This window comes from Cobetia amphilecti (assembly GCF_032923285.1).
GTDB lineage: Bacteria > Pseudomonadota > Gammaproteobacteria > Pseudomonadales > Halomonadaceae > Cobetia > Cobetia amphilecti.
Genome location: NZ_CP136695.1, coordinates 2,715,703 through 2,734,779, shown reverse-complemented (window position 1 = coordinate 2,734,779; position 19,077 = coordinate 2,715,703). Strand labels below are relative to the sequence as shown.

The 19,077-nt window shown below is 62.8% G+C and carries 15 protein-coding genes and 2 pseudogenes; 9 read left to right on the top strand and 8 right to left on the bottom strand.

Annotated elements, in window-relative coordinates; translation table 11 throughout:
- Positions 1 to 97 precede the first annotated feature (97 nt).
- The 5 genes and pseudogenes from R1T44_RS11680 (at position 98) to R1T44_RS11660 (ending at position 6,421) form a co-directional block, all read left to right on the top strand.
- A complete protein-coding gene (locus R1T44_RS11680; protein ID WP_153635967.1) occupies positions 98 to 1,327 on the top strand; it encodes a GGDEF domain-containing protein in 1,230 nt (409 codons plus the stop codon).
- A 206-nt stretch (positions 1,328 to 1,533) separates the two neighbouring features.
- Positions 1,534 to 2,589: a GlxA family transcriptional regulator gene (locus R1T44_RS11675; RefSeq protein ID WP_153635966.1), complete on the top strand. Its 1,056-nt coding sequence runs from the start codon at positions 1,534 to 1,536 to the stop codon at positions 2,587 to 2,589.
- A 206-nt stretch (positions 2,590 to 2,795) separates the two neighbouring features.
- A pseudogene (locus R1T44_RS11670) lies at positions 2,796 to 3,416 on the top strand (trimeric intracellular cation channel family protein); the annotation flags it as partial.
- Positions 3,417 to 3,831: 415 nt separating this feature from the next.
- On the top strand, positions 3,832 to 4,722 hold the full coding sequence (locus R1T44_RS11665) for a LysR family transcriptional regulator (protein WP_153635964.1): 891 nt from the start codon (positions 3,832 to 3,834) through the stop codon (positions 4,720 to 4,722).
- A 247-nt stretch (positions 4,723 to 4,969) separates the two neighbouring features.
- A complete protein-coding gene (locus tag R1T44_RS11660) occupies positions 4,970 to 6,421 on the top strand; it encodes a nuclease-related domain-containing protein (RefSeq protein ID WP_153635963.1) in 1,452 nt (483 codons plus the stop codon).
- Positions 6,422 to 6,531: 110 nt separating this feature from the next.
- On the opposite strand, the gene R1T44_RS11655 is transcribed toward R1T44_RS11660, so the two are convergent.
- A complete protein-coding gene (locus R1T44_RS11655; RefSeq protein WP_153635962.1) occupies positions 6,532 to 7,650 on the bottom strand; it encodes an L-dopachrome tautomerase-related protein in 1,119 nt (372 codons plus the stop codon).
- A 200-nt stretch (positions 7,651 to 7,850) separates the two neighbouring features.
- Positions 7,851 to 8,174 carry a thioredoxin gene (gene trxA, locus R1T44_RS11650; RefSeq protein ID WP_054557199.1) on the bottom strand — a complete coding sequence of 108 codons (324 nt, stop codon included), beginning with the start codon at positions 8,172 to 8,174 and terminating at the stop codon, positions 7,851 to 7,853.
- A gap of 473 nt (positions 8,175 to 8,647) precedes the next feature.
- Here trxA and R1T44_RS11645 point away from each other — a divergent pair, with 473 nt between their 5' ends.
- The 4 genes and pseudogenes from R1T44_RS11645 (at position 8,648) to chrA (ending at position 13,037) form a co-directional block, all read left to right on the top strand.
- Entirely contained in the window at positions 8,648 to 9,052 is a 405-nt protein-coding gene (locus R1T44_RS11645; RefSeq protein WP_242007640.1) for a metalloregulator ArsR/SmtB family transcription factor, read from the top strand.
- A gap of 114 nt (positions 9,053 to 9,166) precedes the next feature.
- Positions 9,167 to 10,216: an ArsJ-associated glyceraldehyde-3-phosphate dehydrogenase gene (locus tag R1T44_RS11640; RefSeq protein ID WP_153636890.1), complete on the top strand. Its 1,050-nt coding sequence runs from the start codon at positions 9,167 to 9,169 to the stop codon at positions 10,214 to 10,216.
- Between the two features lies 1 nt (position 10,217).
- A pseudogene (arsJ, locus tag R1T44_RS11635) lies at positions 10,218 to 11,511 on the top strand (organoarsenical effux MFS transporter ArsJ).
- A 263-nt stretch (positions 11,512 to 11,774) separates the two neighbouring features.
- Positions 11,775 to 13,037: a chromate efflux transporter gene (gene chrA / locus R1T44_RS11630; RefSeq protein ID WP_317292084.1), complete on the top strand. Its 1,263-nt coding sequence runs from the start codon at positions 11,775 to 11,777 to the stop codon at positions 13,035 to 13,037.
- Between the two features lie 118 nt (positions 13,038 to 13,155).
- Here chrA and R1T44_RS11625 read toward each other — a convergent pair whose 3' ends face one another.
- From R1T44_RS11625 to R1T44_RS11600, 6 genes are all read right to left on the bottom strand, one after another.
- On the bottom strand, positions 13,156 to 14,361 hold the full coding sequence (locus R1T44_RS11625; RefSeq protein ID WP_153635959.1) for a GAK system CofD-like protein: 1,206 nt from the start codon (positions 14,359 to 14,361) through the stop codon (positions 13,156 to 13,158).
- A 162-nt stretch (positions 14,362 to 14,523) separates the two neighbouring features.
- Positions 14,524 to 15,198: an HAD family hydrolase gene (locus R1T44_RS11620; RefSeq protein ID WP_317292083.1), complete on the bottom strand. Its 675-nt coding sequence runs from the start codon at positions 15,196 to 15,198 to the stop codon at positions 14,524 to 14,526.
- Entirely contained in the window at positions 15,191 to 16,378 is a 1,188-nt protein-coding gene (locus R1T44_RS11615; RefSeq protein WP_131432210.1) for an ABC transporter ATP-binding protein, read from the bottom strand. Before R1T44_RS11615 ends, R1T44_RS11620 begins: the two co-directional genes overlap by 8 nt.
- Positions 16,378 to 17,358 carry an ABC transporter permease gene (locus R1T44_RS11610; protein WP_242007639.1) on the bottom strand — a complete coding sequence of 327 codons (981 nt, stop codon included), beginning with the start codon at positions 17,356 to 17,358 and terminating at the stop codon, positions 16,378 to 16,380. Before R1T44_RS11610 ends, R1T44_RS11615 begins: the two co-directional genes overlap by 1 nt.
- Complete coding sequence (locus tag R1T44_RS11605) at positions 17,342 to 18,190, bottom strand: ABC transporter permease (protein ID WP_153635958.1); 849 nt, start codon at positions 18,188 to 18,190, stop codon at positions 17,342 to 17,344. The genes R1T44_RS11610 and R1T44_RS11605 overlap by 17 nt, the downstream gene beginning before the upstream one ends.
- On the bottom strand, positions 18,190 to 19,023 hold the full coding sequence (locus R1T44_RS11600) for an alkaline phosphatase family protein (protein ID WP_153635957.1): 834 nt from the start codon (positions 19,021 to 19,023) through the stop codon (positions 18,190 to 18,192). Before R1T44_RS11600 ends, R1T44_RS11605 begins: the two co-directional genes overlap by 1 nt.
- Positions 19,024 to 19,077: the final 54 nt, after the last annotated feature.

Below are 19,077 nucleotides of genomic sequence, written 5' to 3'. Positions count from 1 at the left end.
GAACGATTGTCACGTTTGCGCCCGATCGCTTATTGATCCGTGTCGCCTTGTATAGAGTGAGATCATTGATTGGCTGTCCTCAAGGGAGGGGACGTGAATGAATGATCTGATGGTGCAGGTGGACAGACAGATACAGCGTGAGGGCGGTCTGGGAGTGCATTTCCCGGCCGAGATAGAAGCGCGCTTCGAGCACGATATCCATGTCGCGCGCAGTCACAAGCTCGCCTGCATGGGCGCGGTGGCGATCAGTATCTATGTGCTGTTTCTGCTCAATGACTGGCGCTTTCGCCCAGACCACATGCTGGAGGCCATCGTCATTCGCGTCGGGGTCATGACGCCCATCGCCTTGATCTGCATCTACCTGCTCAAGCGGGGTGTCTCGCCGGTATTGCGTGAGATGTTGATGACTGCGCTGGTGTGCTTCGCGATGATCTTCACCGCCCTGTTGATCCAGTTGTCAGTCTCGCCACATTCCTTCCTCGATCTGTTCGCACTTGGCCTTATCGTGCTGGTGGGCAATGTCCTGTTTCAGCTGCGCTTCTGGTATGCCCTGTGCTCTTCGGCCTTCCATTTCGGCGTGATGCTGTATCTGGTCAATGCCCATCCTGCGCCCTATGCCTCGGCGGGTTTCATGGCGTTGATGGTGTTTTTGTCCATCACGCTGTTTTCGATCATTTCCAATCTGCGCAGCGAAAAGGCCGAGCGCCTTTCCTACCTGCTGTTGCTGCGTGAGCAGCTCAGGGTCGAGGAGTTCACCGAGAAGAATGAAGAGTTCCGACGCCTGGCCTCGATCGACCCATTGACCGAAGTCTATAACCGGCGTCACTTCGACAGTCTCGTGAGTTCGCTGCTCGGAAAGCAGGTTGACAGCCGTCTTCAATACGGCGTGGCCATGATCGATGTCGACCATTTCAAGTCCTACAACGACCACTATGGTCACGTGAAAGGGGACCTATGTCTCAAGCGTATCGCGACGGCCATCTTCGAAAGTGTGCACCCTGATGTCGATATCGTGGCGCGCTTCGGGGGAGAAGAGTTTGTGGTGCTGCTGCCATCCAGTTCATCGCAACAAGCATTAGCGCGCGCAGAAGAGATTCGCCGCCATGTTCGCGACCTGGCGCTACCGCATGCGGGAAGTTCACGCCATGGTATTGTCACCATCAGTATCGGGGTCTCTGCTGCAGGCACCGGCCAGGGTTGCAGCTTCGAGACCATTCTCAAGCAGGCGGATGAGGCGCTTTATCGCGCCAAGGCCTCGGGACGAGATCGCTGCGAGCTGTTTGCTCAGCAGGATCCGCAAGCGCTGGGCCGAGCCTTCGCCGGCTAGCGTCGCTTAGGCCGTTCTCGGGTTTCAACCCCGTGCCACTTACCTCAAGTGCCTGACACGGGTAAGGTTGAGGTAAATGGCCGCAAGTTGATGAAATTTGCTACATGTCTGAACCGCCACCCGAACCAGTTGAATCCTCTGAACTGTCAGCACGGTCTGAATTGTCAAAACCGTCTGAACACTCTGAACGGCCCTCGCAATCCCGCATGCTTCCTCTAGCGACGGCGCCGGAGCCTCTCTCTGCGCCGTATCCGCGCCCGGATTCACCGCCGCTGCTGGCGCCGGGGGCCGCCGAGCACACGCTGAATGTCTGGTTGGTGCCGCGCTTCTCGATGTTGACGTTGTTCTGCCTGCTGGAACCGCTACGGGTCGCCAATCGCTTTGGACGGCCGCTGTTCGCCTGGCGCCTGTTGTCCAGTGATGGCGAGGCTGTCGTGGCCAGCAATGGCGTGCGCATCGACGTCGATGGCGCCTTGTCGTCTCTAGTCGATGAGCCGTCGTCGGGTGGCCAGAGTGGGGCGCAAACGCGCCTGATGGTGGTGTCATCCTACGGACCGGAAGTCAGCGTCGGCAGCCTGGCGCGTGGCGTGATTCGTCATCTGGCAGCCCATGGCGCCTGGCTGGGAGGCTTGGATACCGCCCCCTTCATTCTGGCGCGCGCCGGGGTGCTCGCCGGTCATCGGGTCGCCCTGCACTGGGAGAGCGTGCCGGCCTTTCGCGAGGAATTTCCTCAACTCGAGATCAGTCAGGCCGACTATGAATGGCAGGGCGAGCGGCTGACGGGCTCTGGCGGCGCGGCCAGTATCGACATGATGCTGGCGTGGATCGAGTTTCTGTACGGGCCGTCGCTGGCGGACGCCGTCGGGCGGCAGCTGGTGCATCAGCGCGGGCATCTGGCGTCGCCTGCTGCTGTCAGTACTCGAGACGATTCGCTGCCACGCAGTGTGGTCAAGGCGCTGGCCGTGATGGAGGCCAATCTTGCCCAGGTGCTGACGATCCCCGACATCTGCCGTCTGGTCGGCCAATCCCAGCGCCAGTTGACGCGTCTGTTCATGGCGCATTTTGAGGAAACGCCCAAGCAGCGCTATCTCGGCATGCGCCTGGATCATGCGCGGTGCGTATTGGCCGACAGCAGTCGCAGCGTTTCCCAGGCGGCTCTCGGCGTCGGATTCACGCATCTGGCGCACTTCTCGCGTGCCTATCGTCAGCGATTCGGTGAGCCGCCCAGCGCGACCGCCCGCCGTGGTCAGGCCACGCCCTGAGGCGGTTCATCATCCTGCGCTCTCTGAAGGTGGCGCGGATGATGTCGAGGGCGCAAAAAAAGCCGCAAAAGGGAGTATGATCGCGCCGCTGCGCCGAAACGCCATCGCAGCAGACGACTTGGCAGAGAGTGCCATCACGGTTCGCGACAAGCATACACGCCATTGTTTCATGCGCCCGCCAGCGCACTGCAGGAGGCTTCACGAGAATGAACTGGATAACCTGGCTCGACCTGGCCGGTGTGATGATCTTTGCCCTGACCGGTGTCGTCGTGGCGTGCCGTTCACGCATGGACCCGATCGGCATGCTGGTGCTGGGCGCCGTGACTGGTATCGGCGGCGGTACGCTGCGTGATCTCGTGCTGGGAATCGGCCCGGTGTTCTGGGTCGAGCAGCCGATCTATCTGTGGGTCATCCTGTTGACGGTAATGGTGGCGACGCTGGGCTTTCATTATATCCACCGCCTGACGCGGGTTTTCCTGCCGGTGACTGATGCCTTCGGGTTGGCGCTGTTTACGGTGTTGGGCGCACACAAGGCGCGCATGCTGGGCGTGGATGGCATCGTGGCCGTCTTGATGGGCACCATGAGCGGCGTGGCGGGTGGCATGATCCGCGATGTGCTCGCGCGCCGTGTGCCGATGGTGTTGCGTCAGGAAATCTACGCCTCGGCGTCGCTGGCGGGTGGCATTCTCTATATCGCGCTTCTCGAGGCGGGCGTTGGCCTGGCGTGGGCCACTGGCGCTGCCATCTTGCTGATACTGGCGATTCGCCTGCCGGCGATCTATTGGCATCTGACCTTGCCGACCTTTGCCTGGGTGATCATTCCGCCGCCTCCGCTGGCTTCGCAAGTCAACGGCCAGAGGCATGATCAGGATCCGTCGGAGGCAGCGGGCACGGGCGGGGAGAGTCGCGAGGGTGCGCACGCCGCGCCAGATGGCAGGCCTCGTCAGCGCTCGGAATTCGCGACGACGCTGGGCGGCTCGATCGGCGCCAGTGATGTCTCGCCCTCGGGTCAGCTGGAGACACCGCCGGCGCCTCCGGCATTGCCGCGGCGCACCCCCAAGGCACGCGTCAGGATGTTGCGCCCCGGCGAACGCCGCCGTGGTGGGCTCTAGGCGACATCCTTTTGCTGAGTGATTTGATCGGCAAGCCATATTGCAGAAGCGATCATGATGCGGATGATTATTGTGATTTCTGCAAAGATGCATGGGACCATGCATCTTGCACTTTCAAGGAGATCGCAGCATGCGCAGCCGTTCGGATGACCTCGAGTTGCTACTGGCCGTGGTGGATAGCGGGGGCTTCAGCGCCGCCGCCAATCGGTTGAACATTCCGGTGGCCAAGGTATCGCGGGCCATCCAGCGCCTGGAAGGTGAGCTGGAAACGCCGCTACTGAACCGCACTACACGCAGCGTGGCGCTGACCGATGAGGGGCGCGGCTTCGTCGAACGCGTGCGCGAGGGCTTGTTGCTGCTCGGCAGTGCCGAAGAGGCTCTGTTGCAGCAGCGCGATCAGCCCAGTGGCCGGCTGCGCGTCGATGCCGCGAGCCCCTTCGTGCTGCATCAGCTGGTGCCGCTGGTCGCGGAGTTCTCACGCAGCTATCCCGGCATCGCGCTGGAGCTGTCAGCGGCCGATGACATCATCAACCTGCTGGAACAGCGTACCGATGTGGCCATCCGCATCGGCGAGCTGGATGATTCCACGCTGCACGCCAAGGTGCTGGGGCGCTCCACGCTGCATCTGGTCGCAAGCCCTGCCTATCTGGCCGAGCATGGCGTGCCGTCCAGTGTCGCGGCGCTGCAGACCCATCAGCTGCTGGGGTTCCTGCCCCCCAGTCGTCTCAATCGCTGGCCGCTCAAGGGTTCCGCACAGGGCTTTGACACGACACCTCATCTGCCGACCACCAGTGGCGAAGTCATGCGTCAGCTGTGCCTGGCGGGGCATGGTATCGCGCTGATCTCGCGCTTCATGCTGGGCAATGACCTCAAGACCGGCGCTCTGGTGGAAGTGTTGCCCGGCCAGATCCAGAGTCCCAACCCCCGCGAGCAGATCCAGGCGGTCTATTACCGCAACAGTACGCTGTCGCCGCGCATCAGCGCCTTCGTCGAGTTTCTCGCCACCCGCCTGACGCTGTGAGTGGCTGATGTCTGGCGCCCCAGACTTGTCCTGACAACAGCGCGTAAAGTGGCGCGGATATGTCCTGGCGCAGAGTGTTAACGATTATCCCGCACCTGAAGCATGGCAGTGGAGTCGGGCTGATTTAAATAAACTTTATAATCTCTTGATGAAAACTGTTTATTGACGCATGTTGCATGGCGTATTTACGGGCAATAGCGATATATTGGGCTGACAAGGATGTAATCAGCGCTTCAGGGACGAGCAGATGATAGCCAAGGAAAAAGAGGTCTACAGTGGCGACGATGAGCGCGCCAGGTATGGTCACCGCCAGGAAGAGGATGTGGCCTTCCATCTACGGCGTGCCTTCGGGGACGACCCCGAGGTCGTGATCTTCAATGATCTGCGACTGAAACATGGTGAGGAGAATGCCCAGATCGATCATCTGGTCATGCATCCCTTCGGCTTCATCATCATCGAGTCGAAAAGCATCACTGGTGAAGTCAGGGTCAATGCGGCAGGTGAATGGCAGCGCAGCTATCGAGGCAATTGGTCTGGGCTCAAGTCACCACTGCGTCAGGCGGAATTGCAGCAGGATATTCTCAAGCGCCTGTTGATCGAGCATCGCACTCGTTTGATGAACAAGACCCTGGGGCTGCAAGGCGGCTTTGCCGGTCGACAATGGAAAGTGCTGTGCGCCGTCTCGAGCAATGCCATTGTGCACCGTGACGATATGGCCAAGGGGGTCTCGGCTCAGGTGGTGAAGCCGGAGTTTCTCCACGAGCAGGTCAGTGGCCTGATCGGGGCGCGGTCGATGGTCAAGCGTGCCTTGCTGTTCGATACGCGTCCGGAGTTCACCAAGGATGAGCTTGAGCGTGTCAGCGAGTTCCTGCTCAAGCAGGACGCCCGTTCGCGTCGCGCGCATGTCGTCGAGAGCGTCCGTCGCGAGGTGAGTCGTCGCCCGCCGCCGGCAGCGAAGACGCCTGATGCCGCTGACAGTGCTGCGAGTCGATGGGCGGTCAATGAGGGTGGTATCCGCGAATCTGCCAGCAAAGTCCTCGCCAACAAAGACCTCGCTAACAAAGACCTCGGTAGCAAAAATCTCGTTAACAATGGCGCGGGCTACAGTGCTCATGGCGGCAATGGCATTGGCGACAATGCGCCTGGCAGCAATGGGCGTGGCGAACAGGAGCGCGGCAGCCAGGGGCGCTGTAATAAGAAGCCGCGCGCCATGGCCAGGCAGGGAGGCGATTCGAGTGCAGCGGCAGTTGCCATCCCCGCCGCCGAGGCAGTCAATGAGGCGAAGGCAAGCGCCGAGAGCGTCGCCAAGCCCAAAGCTGAAACCAGAGCCGAAACACCAGTGCTGCCGACCGAGGCACTTGTCGGGTCGCCAGTGCCTGAAGCATGTCTGGCCTCGCCACAGTTGAGCGAGCACCTCGACAGAATCACCGCACGCCTGAAGGCTTCCGCCACCACGCAAGCGCCACAGGAAGTGCGAGTCCAGTGCCAGAAATGTCAGGAAAAAGATGCACTGCTGGGGCGTTACGGCCCCTACGGCTATTACGTCAAATGTCAGGTCTGCAACGCCAACACATCACTCAAGCAGGGCTGTCCGGCCTGCGAGCATCACAGCGTACGCCTGAGCAAGTCCGGGGCGGTCTACTCGGGGCATTGCCCGCAATGTGAGCATGAGTTCGTGATATTCCGACAGCCCGACTGATGTGGTGCCTTGCAGAAAGACAACGCCCGCATTCCTGACCAAGGAATGCGGGCGTTGTCTTTCAGAGGGTCGACGCGACCGACCTCTCTATTGCCGATTCAATTATCGACTCAATTGTCGACGGGCCAGACCTTGAAGATACGGTACGGCGCCTGGCCGCTTTCCTTGCCGTCATTGAAGGACGGCGTGCTGTCGAGCTGATTGACGGTGACATAGAGCCAGCCGTCGGCCGCCATGCGCACGCCATCCGGCCAGTCGAGACGCTCATCGCGCACCAGCGGCGTCAGTTTGCCATCGGCGCCCAATACATCCAGCCCGTGCTGATTGAGGTTGGTGAAGTAGTGAGTGCCACCGGCGGTGTCCGCACCATCGGAAACGGGCTTGTCGCCGACGCGCGTGATGGCAGCGGCGATGGTGGCGTGATCGGCGCCTTCGCGCAGCAGTCTGGCCGGTACGCTGTACCAGCTGTGGCCGGTCATGGCGCCGAAGAAGACCGTCTCGCCATCGCCGGACAGGGTGATCGGGTCGACGCCGACCTGGGCAGGCTTGCCATTGAACTGGACGGCCTTGCCATCGATCTTGAGCTTGGCACCAGGTTCTGCCTCAAGCGCCGGGTGCTCGCTGAAGCGGGTGGCCTCTCCGCTCTCTAGGTCGACGGTGATCAAGCCCGGATTGGCGATGTCTGCCAGATAGGCCACGCCGCGGCTGCGGTCCACTGCCAGGTCCTGCACGAAGCTGCCCTCGGGGGCGATATTCGCCGGCAGAGTCAGCTTGGTGATCAGCTTGCCCGAGGCAATATCGAAGCCCCACAGGCGGGTCTTGCCCAGATGCAGCCCCATGTCGGTGATCCAAAGACCGCCCTGGCCATCCTGATAGATGCCCAGCGGGGAATCGATGGTGGCATCGCTGTAGCGGCCGGCATGCGTCTGCAAGGCGGGGGAGGGCCAGGCGCGATAGCTGTTCTGGCCGGTGATCTCGACCAGCTGCACGTCGTGATCCCCATCCATCGGGTGGATGGTGGCGAAGACCTGTCCATTGGGCGTCACCGCCACATTACCGGGGCGAATCTGCATGACGGCGACAGAGCGCATTTCACCGTAGGCAGGCCCGGCCTTGAGCGCTGAGGTGGTGGCCGGCAGGGTCGTATGGCCGTTGGCGCAGCCCGTCAGCAGGCCGGTAAGCAGGGCGACCATGCCCAGATTTCGGGTCGAACGGACGGGGTCAGGCATCAATGTTTCCTTGTCGTGGTAATGCTGGTGTTACTGTCGCGGTCAGCGATATCTTGAAGGCAGGAATTTCTCTATGACGATAATTGCCTGAAAAATCATGGGCATAGAGTAACCTAAAGCACCGTGCAGACCAAAAAAACGCCCTCATGGAGGGCGTTTTTATTGCAGCGTCAGGGCCTTGCGGCCAGCGGCCGATTCGATCAGGCGTGACGCGAGATCATGGCGTCGAAGTTTTCCTTCGGCTGGACGCCGGTCAGGGCTTCGAGCTTCTCGCCGGACTTGAACAGCGCGATGGTCGGCAGGCCACGGACGCCATTCTGGGCGGCGAGGTCCGGTGCATCATCGACATTGATGGCAACAACCTTGAGGGCATCGCCCTGTTCTTCGGCGATGGATTCGACGATCGGGTCGAGCATCTTGCACGGGCCGCACCACGGTGCCCAGAACTTGACCAGCACCGGCTGCTCGCTCTCGATGACTTCCTGGGTGTAGTTGCTATCGACGACTTGTGCGAAATCCGCCATTTGTCTCTCCTGTGCATCACGAGGGATGCGTGATTCAAAAGGGCACTTGGTGTGCTTGATGGGCACACACTAACGCCGCTCGACTTTTGTTCGCAAGCGCATTCGCTTTTGAGGCCAGGCAACATATGCGTGCCGTTTGCGCAACAGTGGCGATGGTGTGACCGGCTACCCGCTGGTACATCGAGCCAAGCGACACTCTGATCGCGCTTTATTTGTCCTCCATTCCCCCTCCACTCGATCTCCATCGCTGCCATCGATTCAGGCGCCGGCTGTCATCCAACTGTCATGCATGTGTCACTTGATATATGGAAAAACACATATATGATATTTCGTATGTCTCCGCGCTTCAGCCGGCTGGCAGGCAACCTGCCTCGCCATGCGTCAGGTGCCGGTGAGAGGGGGGCGGGAGAGGGAATCGGGTGGGGGAATCGAGAGGGGAGCAAGGTGGCTCAGGCATACGCGAGGACATCGCCATGAAACAGTCAACCAATGACGTTATTGATGGAGTGGGAGACATGGCGGCCTGCCTGACACCGTTGCAGGTCTTCAAGTGCCTTGCCGAGGACACTCGCCTGACCGTCGTGCAGCTGTTGGCCCAGATGGAAGAGTTGTGTGTCTGTGAGCTTATCTGGCTGCTGGAGCAGCGCGCCATGCCCATCTCCCAACCCAAGGTCTCGCGGCATCTCGCCCAGCTGAGAGATGCTGGCCTGCTGACCAGCCAGCGGCGTGGCCAGTGGGTGCACTACCGCCTGGCACCTGATCTGCCGGCCTGGTGCCATCAGATTCTCGAGACTCTCTGTCAGGCCAACGCCCGCGAGGTGTCGCGCTGGGTGGCGTGGCTGGAGACGATGCCCAACCGCCCTGTGCGCTGCTGCTGAGCGCACAGGCCGTAGAACGTTAGCCGAATCTTTTCGAACACTCTCAAGGAAATGCCCATGTGTCCTGCTCATAGCGCTCCGTCCTATTCCTCGTCCATCAGCGTGCCGGAGGGCATGCCGGCCCTGCGCGTCGGTATCAACGGCTTCGGGCGCATCGGTCGTCTCGCCTTGCGCGCGCTGTGGAAGCTGCGCGAGGATATCGCGCTGGACGTGGTGCGCATCAATGACCCGGGTGGCGATGCCGCGACCTTCGCCCATCTACTGGAATTCGATTCCGTGCATGGCCAGTGGTCGCCGGGCGCCGGTATCACCAGCGACGCGGATTCCATCACCCTCGATGGTCAGCGCACGGCATTCTCAAGCCAGCGTGAGATCGGTGACACCGACTGGTCGGGCTGCGATGTGGTGATCGAGGCCTCCGGCAAGAAGAAGAGCACCGAGGTGCTGAACGCCTATCTCGAGCAGGGCGTCGCGCGGGTCGTGGTCTCCGCGCCGGTCAAGGAAGAGGGCGTGCTCAACATCGTCATGGGCGTCAACGACCACCTCTACAACGCCGAACAGCATCGCATCGTGACGGCGGCCAGCTGCACCACCAACTGCCTGGCACCGGTGATCAAGGTGATTCAGGAGCAGTTCGGCATTCGTCATGGCTCCATGACCACCGTGCACGACATCACCAATACCCAGACGATTCTGGATGCGCCGCACAAGGACCTGCGCCGCGCGCGCGCCTGCGGCATGAGCCTGATTCCGACGACCACCGGCTCCGCCAAGGCGATCAGCGCCATCTTCCCGGAGCTGGAAGGCCGCTTGAACGGCCACGCCATTCGTGTGCCGCTGGCCAATGCCTCCCTGACCGACATGGTGTTCGAGCTCAACCGCGAAGTGACGATGGAAGAGGTCAATCAGGCGCTGCAGAGCGCGGCGGAAGGTGAACTGGCCGGCGTGCTGGGCTACGAGACACGCCCGCTGGTGTCGATCGATTTCCGTACCGATTCCCGCTCCAGCATCATCGATGCGCCCTCGACCATGGTCGTCGCGGGTACCCAGCTTAAGCTGTACGCCTGGTATGACAACGAGTGGGGCTATGCCAACCGCACCGCAGAGCTGGCGCTGAAAGTGGGCCTGGGTGATCTGGCCGACGCCAGCACACGGGAGCGCTGAAATGCTTGCCCGCCTGCGAGAGCTGCCCCATGAGGTGCGCCAGTACCTGCTGGTGACGGGGAGGCGCACTGCGCATGCTGGTGGTGCTGCATTTCCATTCGCTGGGCTATTCGGCGCTGGATATCGCGCTGCTGTTCCTGTTCTACGAAGCCTTCGGTGTCGTCACCAACCTCGTCGGCGGCTGGCTGGGGGCGCGGCTCGGCCTCAATCGCACCATGAATGCCGGGCTTGCGATGCAGCTGGTGGCGCTCGGCATGCTGTTGGTGCCGGAGTCCATGCTGACGGTGGTCTGGGTGATGATCGCCCAGGCGCTGTCGGGCATCGCCAAGGACCTCAACAAGATGAGCGCCAAGAGCGCCATCAAGGTGCTGGTGCCGAAGGGGCAGCAGGCGGCGCAGTCGCAGAGCGCACTGTATCGCTGGGTCGCGCTGCTGACCGGCTCCAAGAATGCCCTCAAGGGTCTGGGCTTCTTCCTCGGTGGCGCGGCGCTCAGTCTCATCGGCTTCCAGGGCACGGTATTGGCCATGTGGCTCATGCTGGCCGTGGTGCTGGTGCTGTCACTGCGCAAGCTCTCGGCATCGCTGGGGCAGAGCAAGGCCAGCCGCAAGCCGGCGTTTCGTGAGATGTTCTCGACCTCGCGGGCGGTCAATGTGCTGTCGGCGGCGCGCATGTGCCTGTTCGCGGCACGTGATGTCTGGTTCGTGGTCGCCTTACCGGTCTATCTGGCCGAGGTACATGGCTGGAACTTCTGGACGGTCGGTATCCTGATGGCCGCGTGGGTGATCGGTTATGGCGGGGTGCAGACCCAGGCCCCGCACATTACCGGGCCGATCGCGCGTCGCTTGAGCGGTGATGCGGGCGTGCGCTGGATGACCGTGCTGCTGGCCGGCGTGCTGGCGTTGTTGCCCGCGCTGATGGCGAGCATGTTGCTGGACGCGCAGCAGGGTGGCGACAGCAGTGCGGCCATCCTGTTGGGGCTGGCACCCCTTGAGTGGTTGATCATCGGTCTGCTGGTGTTCGGCGTCATCTTCGCCGTCAATTCCAGCTGGCACAGCTACCTGATCGTGCGCTTCGCGCGCAGTGAAGGCGTGTCGATGGATGTCGGCTTCTATTACATGGCCAACGCCATGGGGCGCCTGCTGGGCACGTTGCTGTCCGGTTGGCTCTATCAGGCCTATGGTCTGGAAGCCTGCCTGTGGTGGTCGGCGGCACTGGTGGCGGCGAGCGCGGTGATGGCCATCGCGTTGCCCTCGGACACGCAGCATGCTTCCACTCAGGAGACGTCGGCCAACTAAAGCCTTCACCGGGCACCTGACGCCTAAGCCCTTATGCAGGAAGCCCTCATGCAGGAAGCCCGTCCCAACCATGGGGCGGGCTTCCTGTCATCTGGCGGCGATAGTCTGGTGGGTGATGCAAGGGGTGCGGGGATCAGCTCATTGCGCATTCACCTGATGTCACCGTAGCGTCAGCAAGTGAAAATTCTTTCGTATAGCTCTTGCTAAGCCCCTCGCTGGATTTCTGATCGTTATCCTTTCCTTTCCGCTCCAAGAGAAACGTCATGTCACATCCGGATGAAACTGCAAGTCGTGAGCGCGACCACGTGACGCCTGATGCTCCGCTTGCGAGCGACAAGGCGCGGCGCAGTGAAGTGCTGCGCACCTTCCTCACGCTGGGGCTGACCAGCTTCGGCGGCCCGATTGCCCACCTGGGATACTTCCACGATGAGCTGGTACGCAGGCGAGGCTGGTTGAGTGACAAGCCCTACGCCGAGCTGGTCGCGCTCTGTCAGTTTCTGCCGGGGCCGGCCAGCAGCCAGGTCGGTTTCGCGCTGGGCATGGTGCGTGGCGGTGGCGTGATGGGCGGGATACTGGCGTGGATCGGCTTCACCTTGCCGTCTGCGCTGGCGTTGCTGGTATTGGCACTGGTGGCGGGCAGCCTCGAAGGGCCGCTAGCCTCCGGGGTGATCCACGGCTTGAAGCTGGTGGCGGTGGCCGTCGTCGCCCAGGCGATCTGGGGCATGGCGCGCAAGCTGTGCCCGGACTTGCGGCGTACCTGTCTGGCGCTGTTGGCGATGCTGGGCCTGGCGCTGGCACAGAGCGCCTGGGCGCAGGTCGGGGTGATCGCGATGGGCGCAGTGCTCGGCAGCCTGCTGTGTCGTGATGACAAGGCGGCATCCGGGCGCCAGCAAGCCCAGGCCGCGGGGCTGTCATTGCCGGTCTCGACGCGCCTAGCGCGCTACTGCCTGATCGCGTTCTTCGTGTTGTTGATCGGCCTGCCGTTGGTGGCCTCCGGCAGTCTGGTCGATATCTTCTATCGTACCGGGGCGCTGGTATTCGGGGGCGGGCACGTGGTGCTGCCGCTGCTGGAGGCCTCCACCGTGGAGATGGGCCAGATCGCGGCCGATACCTTCCTCACCGGCTATGGCGCCGCTCAGGCGGTGCCGGGGCCGCTGTTCACCTTTGCCGCCTGGCTGGGGGCCGGCATGGCGCAGGTGGGCGGAGGCTCGGCACTGCTCGGTGCCGTCATTGCGCTGTTGAGCATCTTCCTGCCGGGGATTCTGCTGCTGATCGGTGTGGCGCCTTTGTGGGGGCGTCTGCGCGCCCGCGCCGGGGCGCGCGCTGCGCTCGCCGGTGCCAATGCGGCCGTGGTGGGCGTGCTGGGCATGGCGCTCTATGACCCGCTATGGACCACCAGCGTGCTGAGCCGAACGGACCTGGTGATCGCGCTGGCCGCCTTCATCGCTCTGACGCGTTTCTCGCTGGCCCCCTGGAAGCTGGTGCTGGGGATGGTGATCCTCGGCGCGGTGCGTGGCGTGATCTAAGCCCCGACGTCGTATCTGAAAAAGAACGCCCCCGTCTGCTGTTGGCAGGCGGGGGCGTGCTTTTTCTGCCGAGCAACTCATGCAGTGCAACTTCAGGCCGAGTAGCTCGCGGTTGGTGTCACACCAGTGACAGCAGCGCGGTGACCAGCAGCTCGTTGTCGTAGTAGGGCGCGCTCTGCTCGCTGATCAGACGGGTGTCGATCACGGTGATGCCCATGCGCTCGAGCGCCTCGATGCATGGGCCGCCGGGATAGTCACCGCGCTGGCTGTCGAGGAGCACGATGTTGAGCAGGTTCTCGGTGGGGCAGTCTTCCATGCGGCCGGTGAGGTCGGCACACAGGGTGTCGAGCAACACGCTGACCAGCTCATCCATGCGCTTGCCGGTCTGCTCCGGGTCCGGGCAGCAGTTGGGGATGTAGACCTTGGGGCAGGGGTTGGCCAGCACCGCGCGCCCGACGCCCTTGGGCAGCAGATTGGCGAGCACGCTGGAGTAGAAGCTGCCGGGAGGGAAGCAGATCAGCTCGGCCGACTCGATCAACTGGCGATTGTTGGCGTGCAGCTCCGGCACCACGGGCACATGGTGGTCGCCCTCCGTCGCGGCCAGACGCATGCGCGCGATGGGCGAATCGAGGGGGGCGACTTCCTTGCCGGTGATGCGGTGCTGGCCGATGATCTCGCGACCATCTTGCAGCGTCACCGCTAGATGGCAATCGGCATTGACCACGGCGCGCACCGTGCCGCGTACATGTACCAGCTTGGAGAACAGGAAGATGATCTGATCCAGCTGCTGGTGATGGTTCAGATAGCCACCGGCAATGATCAGATTGCCGATGCTGGCGCCGCGCAGATCGAAGCCTTCCGGCATGGCGTCGATGAGAAAGCCCAGCTGATGGCAGATCAGGGTGCGCATCGGTTCCGCGACCGCCATGGTCAACGGATGACGTCCGGCCGCCAGCTCGCGCAGCGTGGCATGTAACATCTCCGGGCGCGCTTCACGTGGCAGGCGGTGGGTAAACAGGCGATAGATGTCGGGATGGCCCAGGACGCTGTCATCGGCCAGCGCCATCAGGCGTGAACGCAGATCGCCGATGGCGGGCATCGAGAAGGCGTCGCGCAGTTTGGCCGAGCTGCCACCGGAGTCGAACGGCGTCACCAGATGGATGCTGTGGTGGGTATAGCGGGTCAGGGTGCGTGAGGCCCCGGTCAGCGCGGTACCGCCACTGAAGAACAGCACGCGTGGGCCGACTTCGGGGGCTTTCAGATAGCGCCTGACGCGCATGGGATCGGGTACACGTGCGGTCCGACTGACCCTGACCTTGGCCATTGCATGGCTTCCTTTATGCTTGCATTTTTGGCATAGAGTGCCTTTTTTTACGCCCAGCGTCGCCTATTATGCACTTTCTCTCAATTCCAGCGCAGGGACTCTCGACTCTAGTCCAGTCTCTCGATCCCAGCCCAGCGTTTCTTGTTGCCAACCTGGTTTCCTTCATTGCCAACGTAGTGTCTGCCAGGCGCGCTGTTGCGCCAGGCTGGCGAGGGTCGGGTCCGGGTGGACGGCGAAGGGGTGATCGACGAACTCCAGCAAGGCCAGATCATTGCGTGAATCCGAATAGCCCCAGCTGGGCACCCCGGCGCTGTGGCCTGCATGTTGCTGTTGCCATGCCTTGAGTGCCGCGAGCTTGCCCTCGCGGAAGGTGCGAATGCCACGGGCCCGCCCGTTGTAGCAGCCTTGCTCGGTCTCAAGGGCCGTGGCCAGGGCCGCGTCCAGCGCCAGACGTTCGGCGAGGGGGGCGACCAGGTGCGCCGTCGAGGCCGAGATGATCACGACCTGATGATTCTGCGCGCGGTGCCAGTGAATTCGCTCCAGCCCCTCACGATACAGGCGCGGCATCAGCTCGGCATCGAGAAAGCGTGCCACCTCGGCATCGACCTCACTGACGGCGCGCCCTGCCAGCGGGGCCAGCAGGTGGGTCAGGTGGGTCTCCATGTCGAGCTCACCGGCCGCGTAGTCCAGCATCTGTTGTGCCCAGATCGCGCGATATTCCTCGCCATCGGCGATCCAGCCCTTTGCGATCAACCAGTCGGCCCAAAGCCCCGTGGCATCGCCCTCGAGCAAGGTGTCGTCGAGATCGAAGATGGCAAGTCCTGTGATGTCATCCATGGGGCACCTGCGACATGGCGGCGGTCTCGTTACCGCCCAGCGCCTGAACCTCATCCAGATCGGCGTGCAGCATCACGCGCAGATGGCGCGGCAATAACTGCCGAGCGCTGCGATTGAGGACATCGACATTCAGGCGCAGTCCCTGACAGTCCACCTCGTAACGCACGATATTGCCGAGCAGCTGGTGGCGACGAATCACGCCCGGGCAGCCGGGGCCGGCATTGTCCGGCAAGGGCTGGGTCGGGAAGTTGGCATATTCATCCTGCTGTCCCTGGGGGCTGGTGTCCGGTTGCAGATACAGCGCTTCCGGACGCAGTGCCACGCGCGGGCTGTCGCTTTCATAGCCGAGCAGCGGGCGCGCCAGCTCGCGACCGATCAGATTGTAATGCCCCATGAAGCCTGCCGCCGTGGCATCCACCGGCCGCGTATACAGCGACTCGGCATTGCCCTGTTGCAGGATGCGCCCCTGATGCATCAGGAAGATGCGGTCCGACAGCAGCAGTGCCTCTTCCTGATCGTGGGTTACGAACAGGGTGGTCAGGCCGAGGCTCTTCTGGATGTCACGGATCTGATCACGCAGATGGCGGCGGATACGTGCATCGAGTGCCGACAGCGGCTCATCCAGCAGCAGGATCTGCGGCTCGACCACCAGCGCGCGTGCCAGCGCCACACGCTGACGCTGACCGCCAGACAACTGGTGCGGGAAACGCTGCGCCTGATCGGTCAGCTCCACCAGTCTGAGCACCTCGCTGACACGCCGCTCGCGCTCTTCCGGGCGCACCTTCTTCATGCGCAGCCCGAAGGCCACGTTCTCCGCCACGCGCATGTTGGGGAACAGCGCATAGTGCTGGAAGACCATGCCGATGCCGCGACGCTGCGGCGGCAGCGACGTGATGTCGTGACCATCGACGATGATCTGGCCGGCATCGACATCATTGAGGCCGGCGATGGCGCGCAGCAGGGTCGACTTGCCGCAGCCGGAGGGGCCGAGCAAGGTGATGAATTCCCCGCGCGCGATCTCGGCCTCTATCTCGGCGAACACCTGGGTCTTGCCGAAGCTCTTGGCCAGGCCATTGAGCTTAAGGTAGTGCTGGTCGGCGGCGCGTTCGCGCAGGGCGCTGGTCAGAAGGCCGCCGGCGCTCTGGCTATCGAAAGTGGTGGCGGTGTCGATGGCAAGCATCAGCGGTCCCCTCGGGGTGCGGAGTCTGACGACTGGTGGTGAGTGTGGCGCGGCTCAGGGTCGGCGCTCGGCAGTGGGCCGGGCAAGCCGTCGGTCATGGTGGTGGCCAGCGCCTCGTCGGGGTCATCCGCGGGCATCTCCTGCTCGGCGGGCTGACGATTGCCGAGCCAGGTCAGGATCAGGGTGAACACGAACAGGGTGATGACCAGGGCGCTGGTGAAGTGGCCGCTGGCGCCGCGGATATTGTTCAGATAGACCTGCAGGGTCTCGAAGCGCGTGCCGACCAGCATGTTGGCAAACACGAATTCGCCGGCCAGGAACGAGAAGGCCAGGAAGACGGCAATCTGGATGCCGACGCGGATATTGGGCAGTACGACCAGGAAGAACGCCTTGAGCGGACTTGCCCCCAGCAGTTGAGCGGCCTCCATCAGGGACGCCACGTCCAGCGCACGCAGGCTGTTGGCCAGAGCGCGGTACATGAAGGGCAGCACGATGGTGAAGTAGGTGGGGATCAGGATCCACGGCGTGCCGACGATGGCCAGCGGGCCGCCCGCGTAGAGCTGCAGCAGGCCGACCGATGACACGATGGGTGGCACGGCGAAGGGCAGCAGGATCAGCCCATTCATCACGCTGTCCAGGCGCGGATAGCGTGTGTGGGCGAGAAATACCACCGGTACGATCAGCAGCAACGACAGTGCCAGCGCGCCGACGGCGACCAGCAGCGAGCGCCCGAACGCCGCCAGAAAACGCGGCGTGGTCCAGAGTTCCAGAAACCATTTCACGGTCAGGGCGTCGGGAGTCAGGCTGGCGCCCCAGCGTGTCGCCAGGGCGTAGAACAGCGTCGCGATCAGTGGCAGTGCCAGCAGTGCGAAGACACTGGTGACGATGAAGGTATAGACATTCACGCGGCGCAGGCGCGCCATCAGGCTGGGCAGCAAGGGCTTGCCGTGGCGATAGGGCAGTTCAGCGGGAAGTGACATGGTAGCTCCTGCGCATGAGCCATTGCTGAATCAGCGTGACGATGACGAGAATGACGACCAGCACCAGGGCCAGTGCACTGGCCAGTTCTGGCTGCAGGAACAGGTCTCCGGAGACCAGATTGGCGATGCGGATGGTCATCAGGTTGTAGCTGGTATTCACCAGCGCATAGACGGTGGCGTAGGCGCCCATGGCATTGGCGAACAGCACGGTGAGCGTACCTGCCAGTGACGGCCACAGCACCGGCAGACCGATGTGCTGCCAGTAGGCGAGGCGATTGGCGCCCAGCAGGCTGGCGGCTTCTCGCCATTCCGTCTTCAGGGTGCTGAAGGCGGGGTACAGCAACAGGATGCCCAGCGGAATCTGGAACCAGGTGTAGATGACGATCAGGCCGGTGCGCGAGTAGAGATTGAAGTCCTCGAGCAGGCCGAAGCGCTCCAGCATCAGGGTCAGCATGCCGTTGGCGCCCATCAGGATGATGAAGGCGAAGGCCAGCGGGACACCGGCGAAGTTGCTGGTCATGTTGGTGAAGGCGATCATCATGCGCGTCAGGCGCGGGCCGCAGCGGTGCATGCTGTGACAGGTCACGGCGGCGATCGCCAGTCCCAGCACGCTGGACATGAAGGAGATCTCGAGGCTGCGCCAGATGGCCTGGCGGAAGAAGGCCGAGGAGGCGATCTCGTGAAAGTTGGCCAGCCCCCAGCCAGTAGTGGTCTTGAAGGCGCTGATCATCACCCACACCAGCGGCGCGATCTGGAAGGCGCCGAAGATCAGCGCAAACGGCAGCAGCCACATGACGGGGCTGGTCAGGCGACGCTTCAATGCGGCAGACATCACTTGAGGCCTCGCGTGGCAGCATGGCTCGCCAGCAGCGACGGATTGCTCGCCTTGCTGTGCTCAAGCCCCAGCAGTGTGGCCAGGGTGCCGCAGAGTTCGCGTTGCTTGAGGTCCGTCGCGGCGCCGTTGGCGAAGGCGTTGCCGAAGGTCCACAGCGGCACGCGACGCTCCTCTTCCAGCAGGCCGGAGTGTGAGCGGTCGGCATTCATGCCGTGATCGGCGGTGACCATCACCTGATAGCCGGCTTCCAGCCATGCCGGCAGGTAGTCGGCCAGGGCGACGTCGGCATGCCGTGCGGCATTGCGATACTGCGGTGTATCGCCGCCATGACGATGGCCGGCATCGTCGATGTTCATGCTATGCACCAGCAGGAAATCCGGGTCGTGACGCAGGCGCAGCATTTCGGCGTCACTGAACAGATGGTCATCCGGATAAAGATCCTGCCAGTAGAAGATGCCCGCCTGGATGGCGGATTCCGGATTGTCGAGCCAGCGATGGCGGGCCGGCACGAAGGGGGCCGCGACATAGAGTTCGCTGACCCAATGATAGGCGGCGGCAGCCGTGCGCTTGCCCTGCTGGCTGGCAAGGTCGAACAGGCTGATGCCGCGTGAGCGGCGCACGATGCCGTTGTTGACGATACCTGAGTCGACAGGCAGGTCGCCGGTCAGCAGGCATTCATAGAGCGGGCGCGACATGGCCGGCAGCTCGCAGTCCAGTGATTGATACTGGCCACGGCCGGCCTCGACCAGGGCACTCAGATAGCCCATGGCATGATGACCCACGGCGTGGTTGAGGCCGTCGAGCACGACAAGAATGACACGCTGAGACATGGTGACTCCGTGAAGCTCAAGACGGCACCGCAAAGGCGATGCCGTCTGTCAGGA

Bases quoted from the DNA above. Each gene is read 5' to 3' on its own strand.
- R1T44_RS11680 (WP_153635967.1), top strand. From the start codon at position 98: ATGAATGATCTGATGGTGCAGGTGGACAGACAGATACAGCGTGAGGGC.
- R1T44_RS11675 (WP_153635966.1), top strand. From the start codon at position 1,534: ATGCTTCCTCTAGCGACGGCGCCGGAGCCTCTCTCTGCGCCGTATCCG.
- R1T44_RS11665 (WP_153635964.1), top strand. From the start codon at position 3,832: ATGCGCAGCCGTTCGGATGACCTCGAGTTGCTACTGGCCGTGGTGGAT.
- R1T44_RS11660 (WP_153635963.1), top strand. From the start codon at position 4,970: ATGATAGCCAAGGAAAAAGAGGTCTACAGTGGCGACGATGAGCGCGCC.
- R1T44_RS11655 (WP_153635962.1), bottom strand. From the start codon at position 7,650: ATGCCTGACCCCGTCCGTTCGACCCGAAATCTGGGCATGGTCGCCCTG.
- trxA (WP_054557199.1), bottom strand. From the start codon at position 8,174: ATGGCGGATTTCGCACAAGTCGTCGATAGCAACTACACCCAGGAAGTC.
- R1T44_RS11645 (WP_242007640.1), top strand. From the start codon at position 8,648: ATGAAACAGTCAACCAATGACGTTATTGATGGAGTGGGAGACATGGCG.
- R1T44_RS11640 (WP_153636890.1), top strand. From the start codon at position 9,167: ATGCCGGCCCTGCGCGTCGGTATCAACGGCTTCGGGCGCATCGGTCGT.
- chrA (WP_317292084.1), top strand. From the start codon at position 11,775: ATGTCACATCCGGATGAAACTGCAAGTCGTGAGCGCGACCACGTGACG.
- R1T44_RS11625 (WP_153635959.1), bottom strand. From the start codon at position 14,361: ATGGCCAAGGTCAGGGTCAGTCGGACCGCACGTGTACCCGATCCCATG.
- R1T44_RS11620 (WP_317292083.1), bottom strand. From the start codon at position 15,198: ATGGATGACATCACAGGACTTGCCATCTTCGATCTCGACGACACCTTG.
- R1T44_RS11615 (WP_131432210.1), bottom strand. From the start codon at position 16,378: ATGCTTGCCATCGACACCGCCACCACTTTCGATAGCCAGAGCGCCGGC.
- R1T44_RS11610 (WP_242007639.1), bottom strand. From the start codon at position 17,358: ATGTCACTTCCCGCTGAACTGCCCTATCGCCACGGCAAGCCCTTGCTG.
- R1T44_RS11605 (WP_153635958.1), bottom strand. From the start codon at position 18,190: ATGTCTGCCGCATTGAAGCGTCGCCTGACCAGCCCCGTCATGTGGCTG.
- R1T44_RS11600 (WP_153635957.1), bottom strand. From the start codon at position 19,023: ATGTCTCAGCGTGTCATTCTTGTCGTGCTCGACGGCCTCAACCACGCC.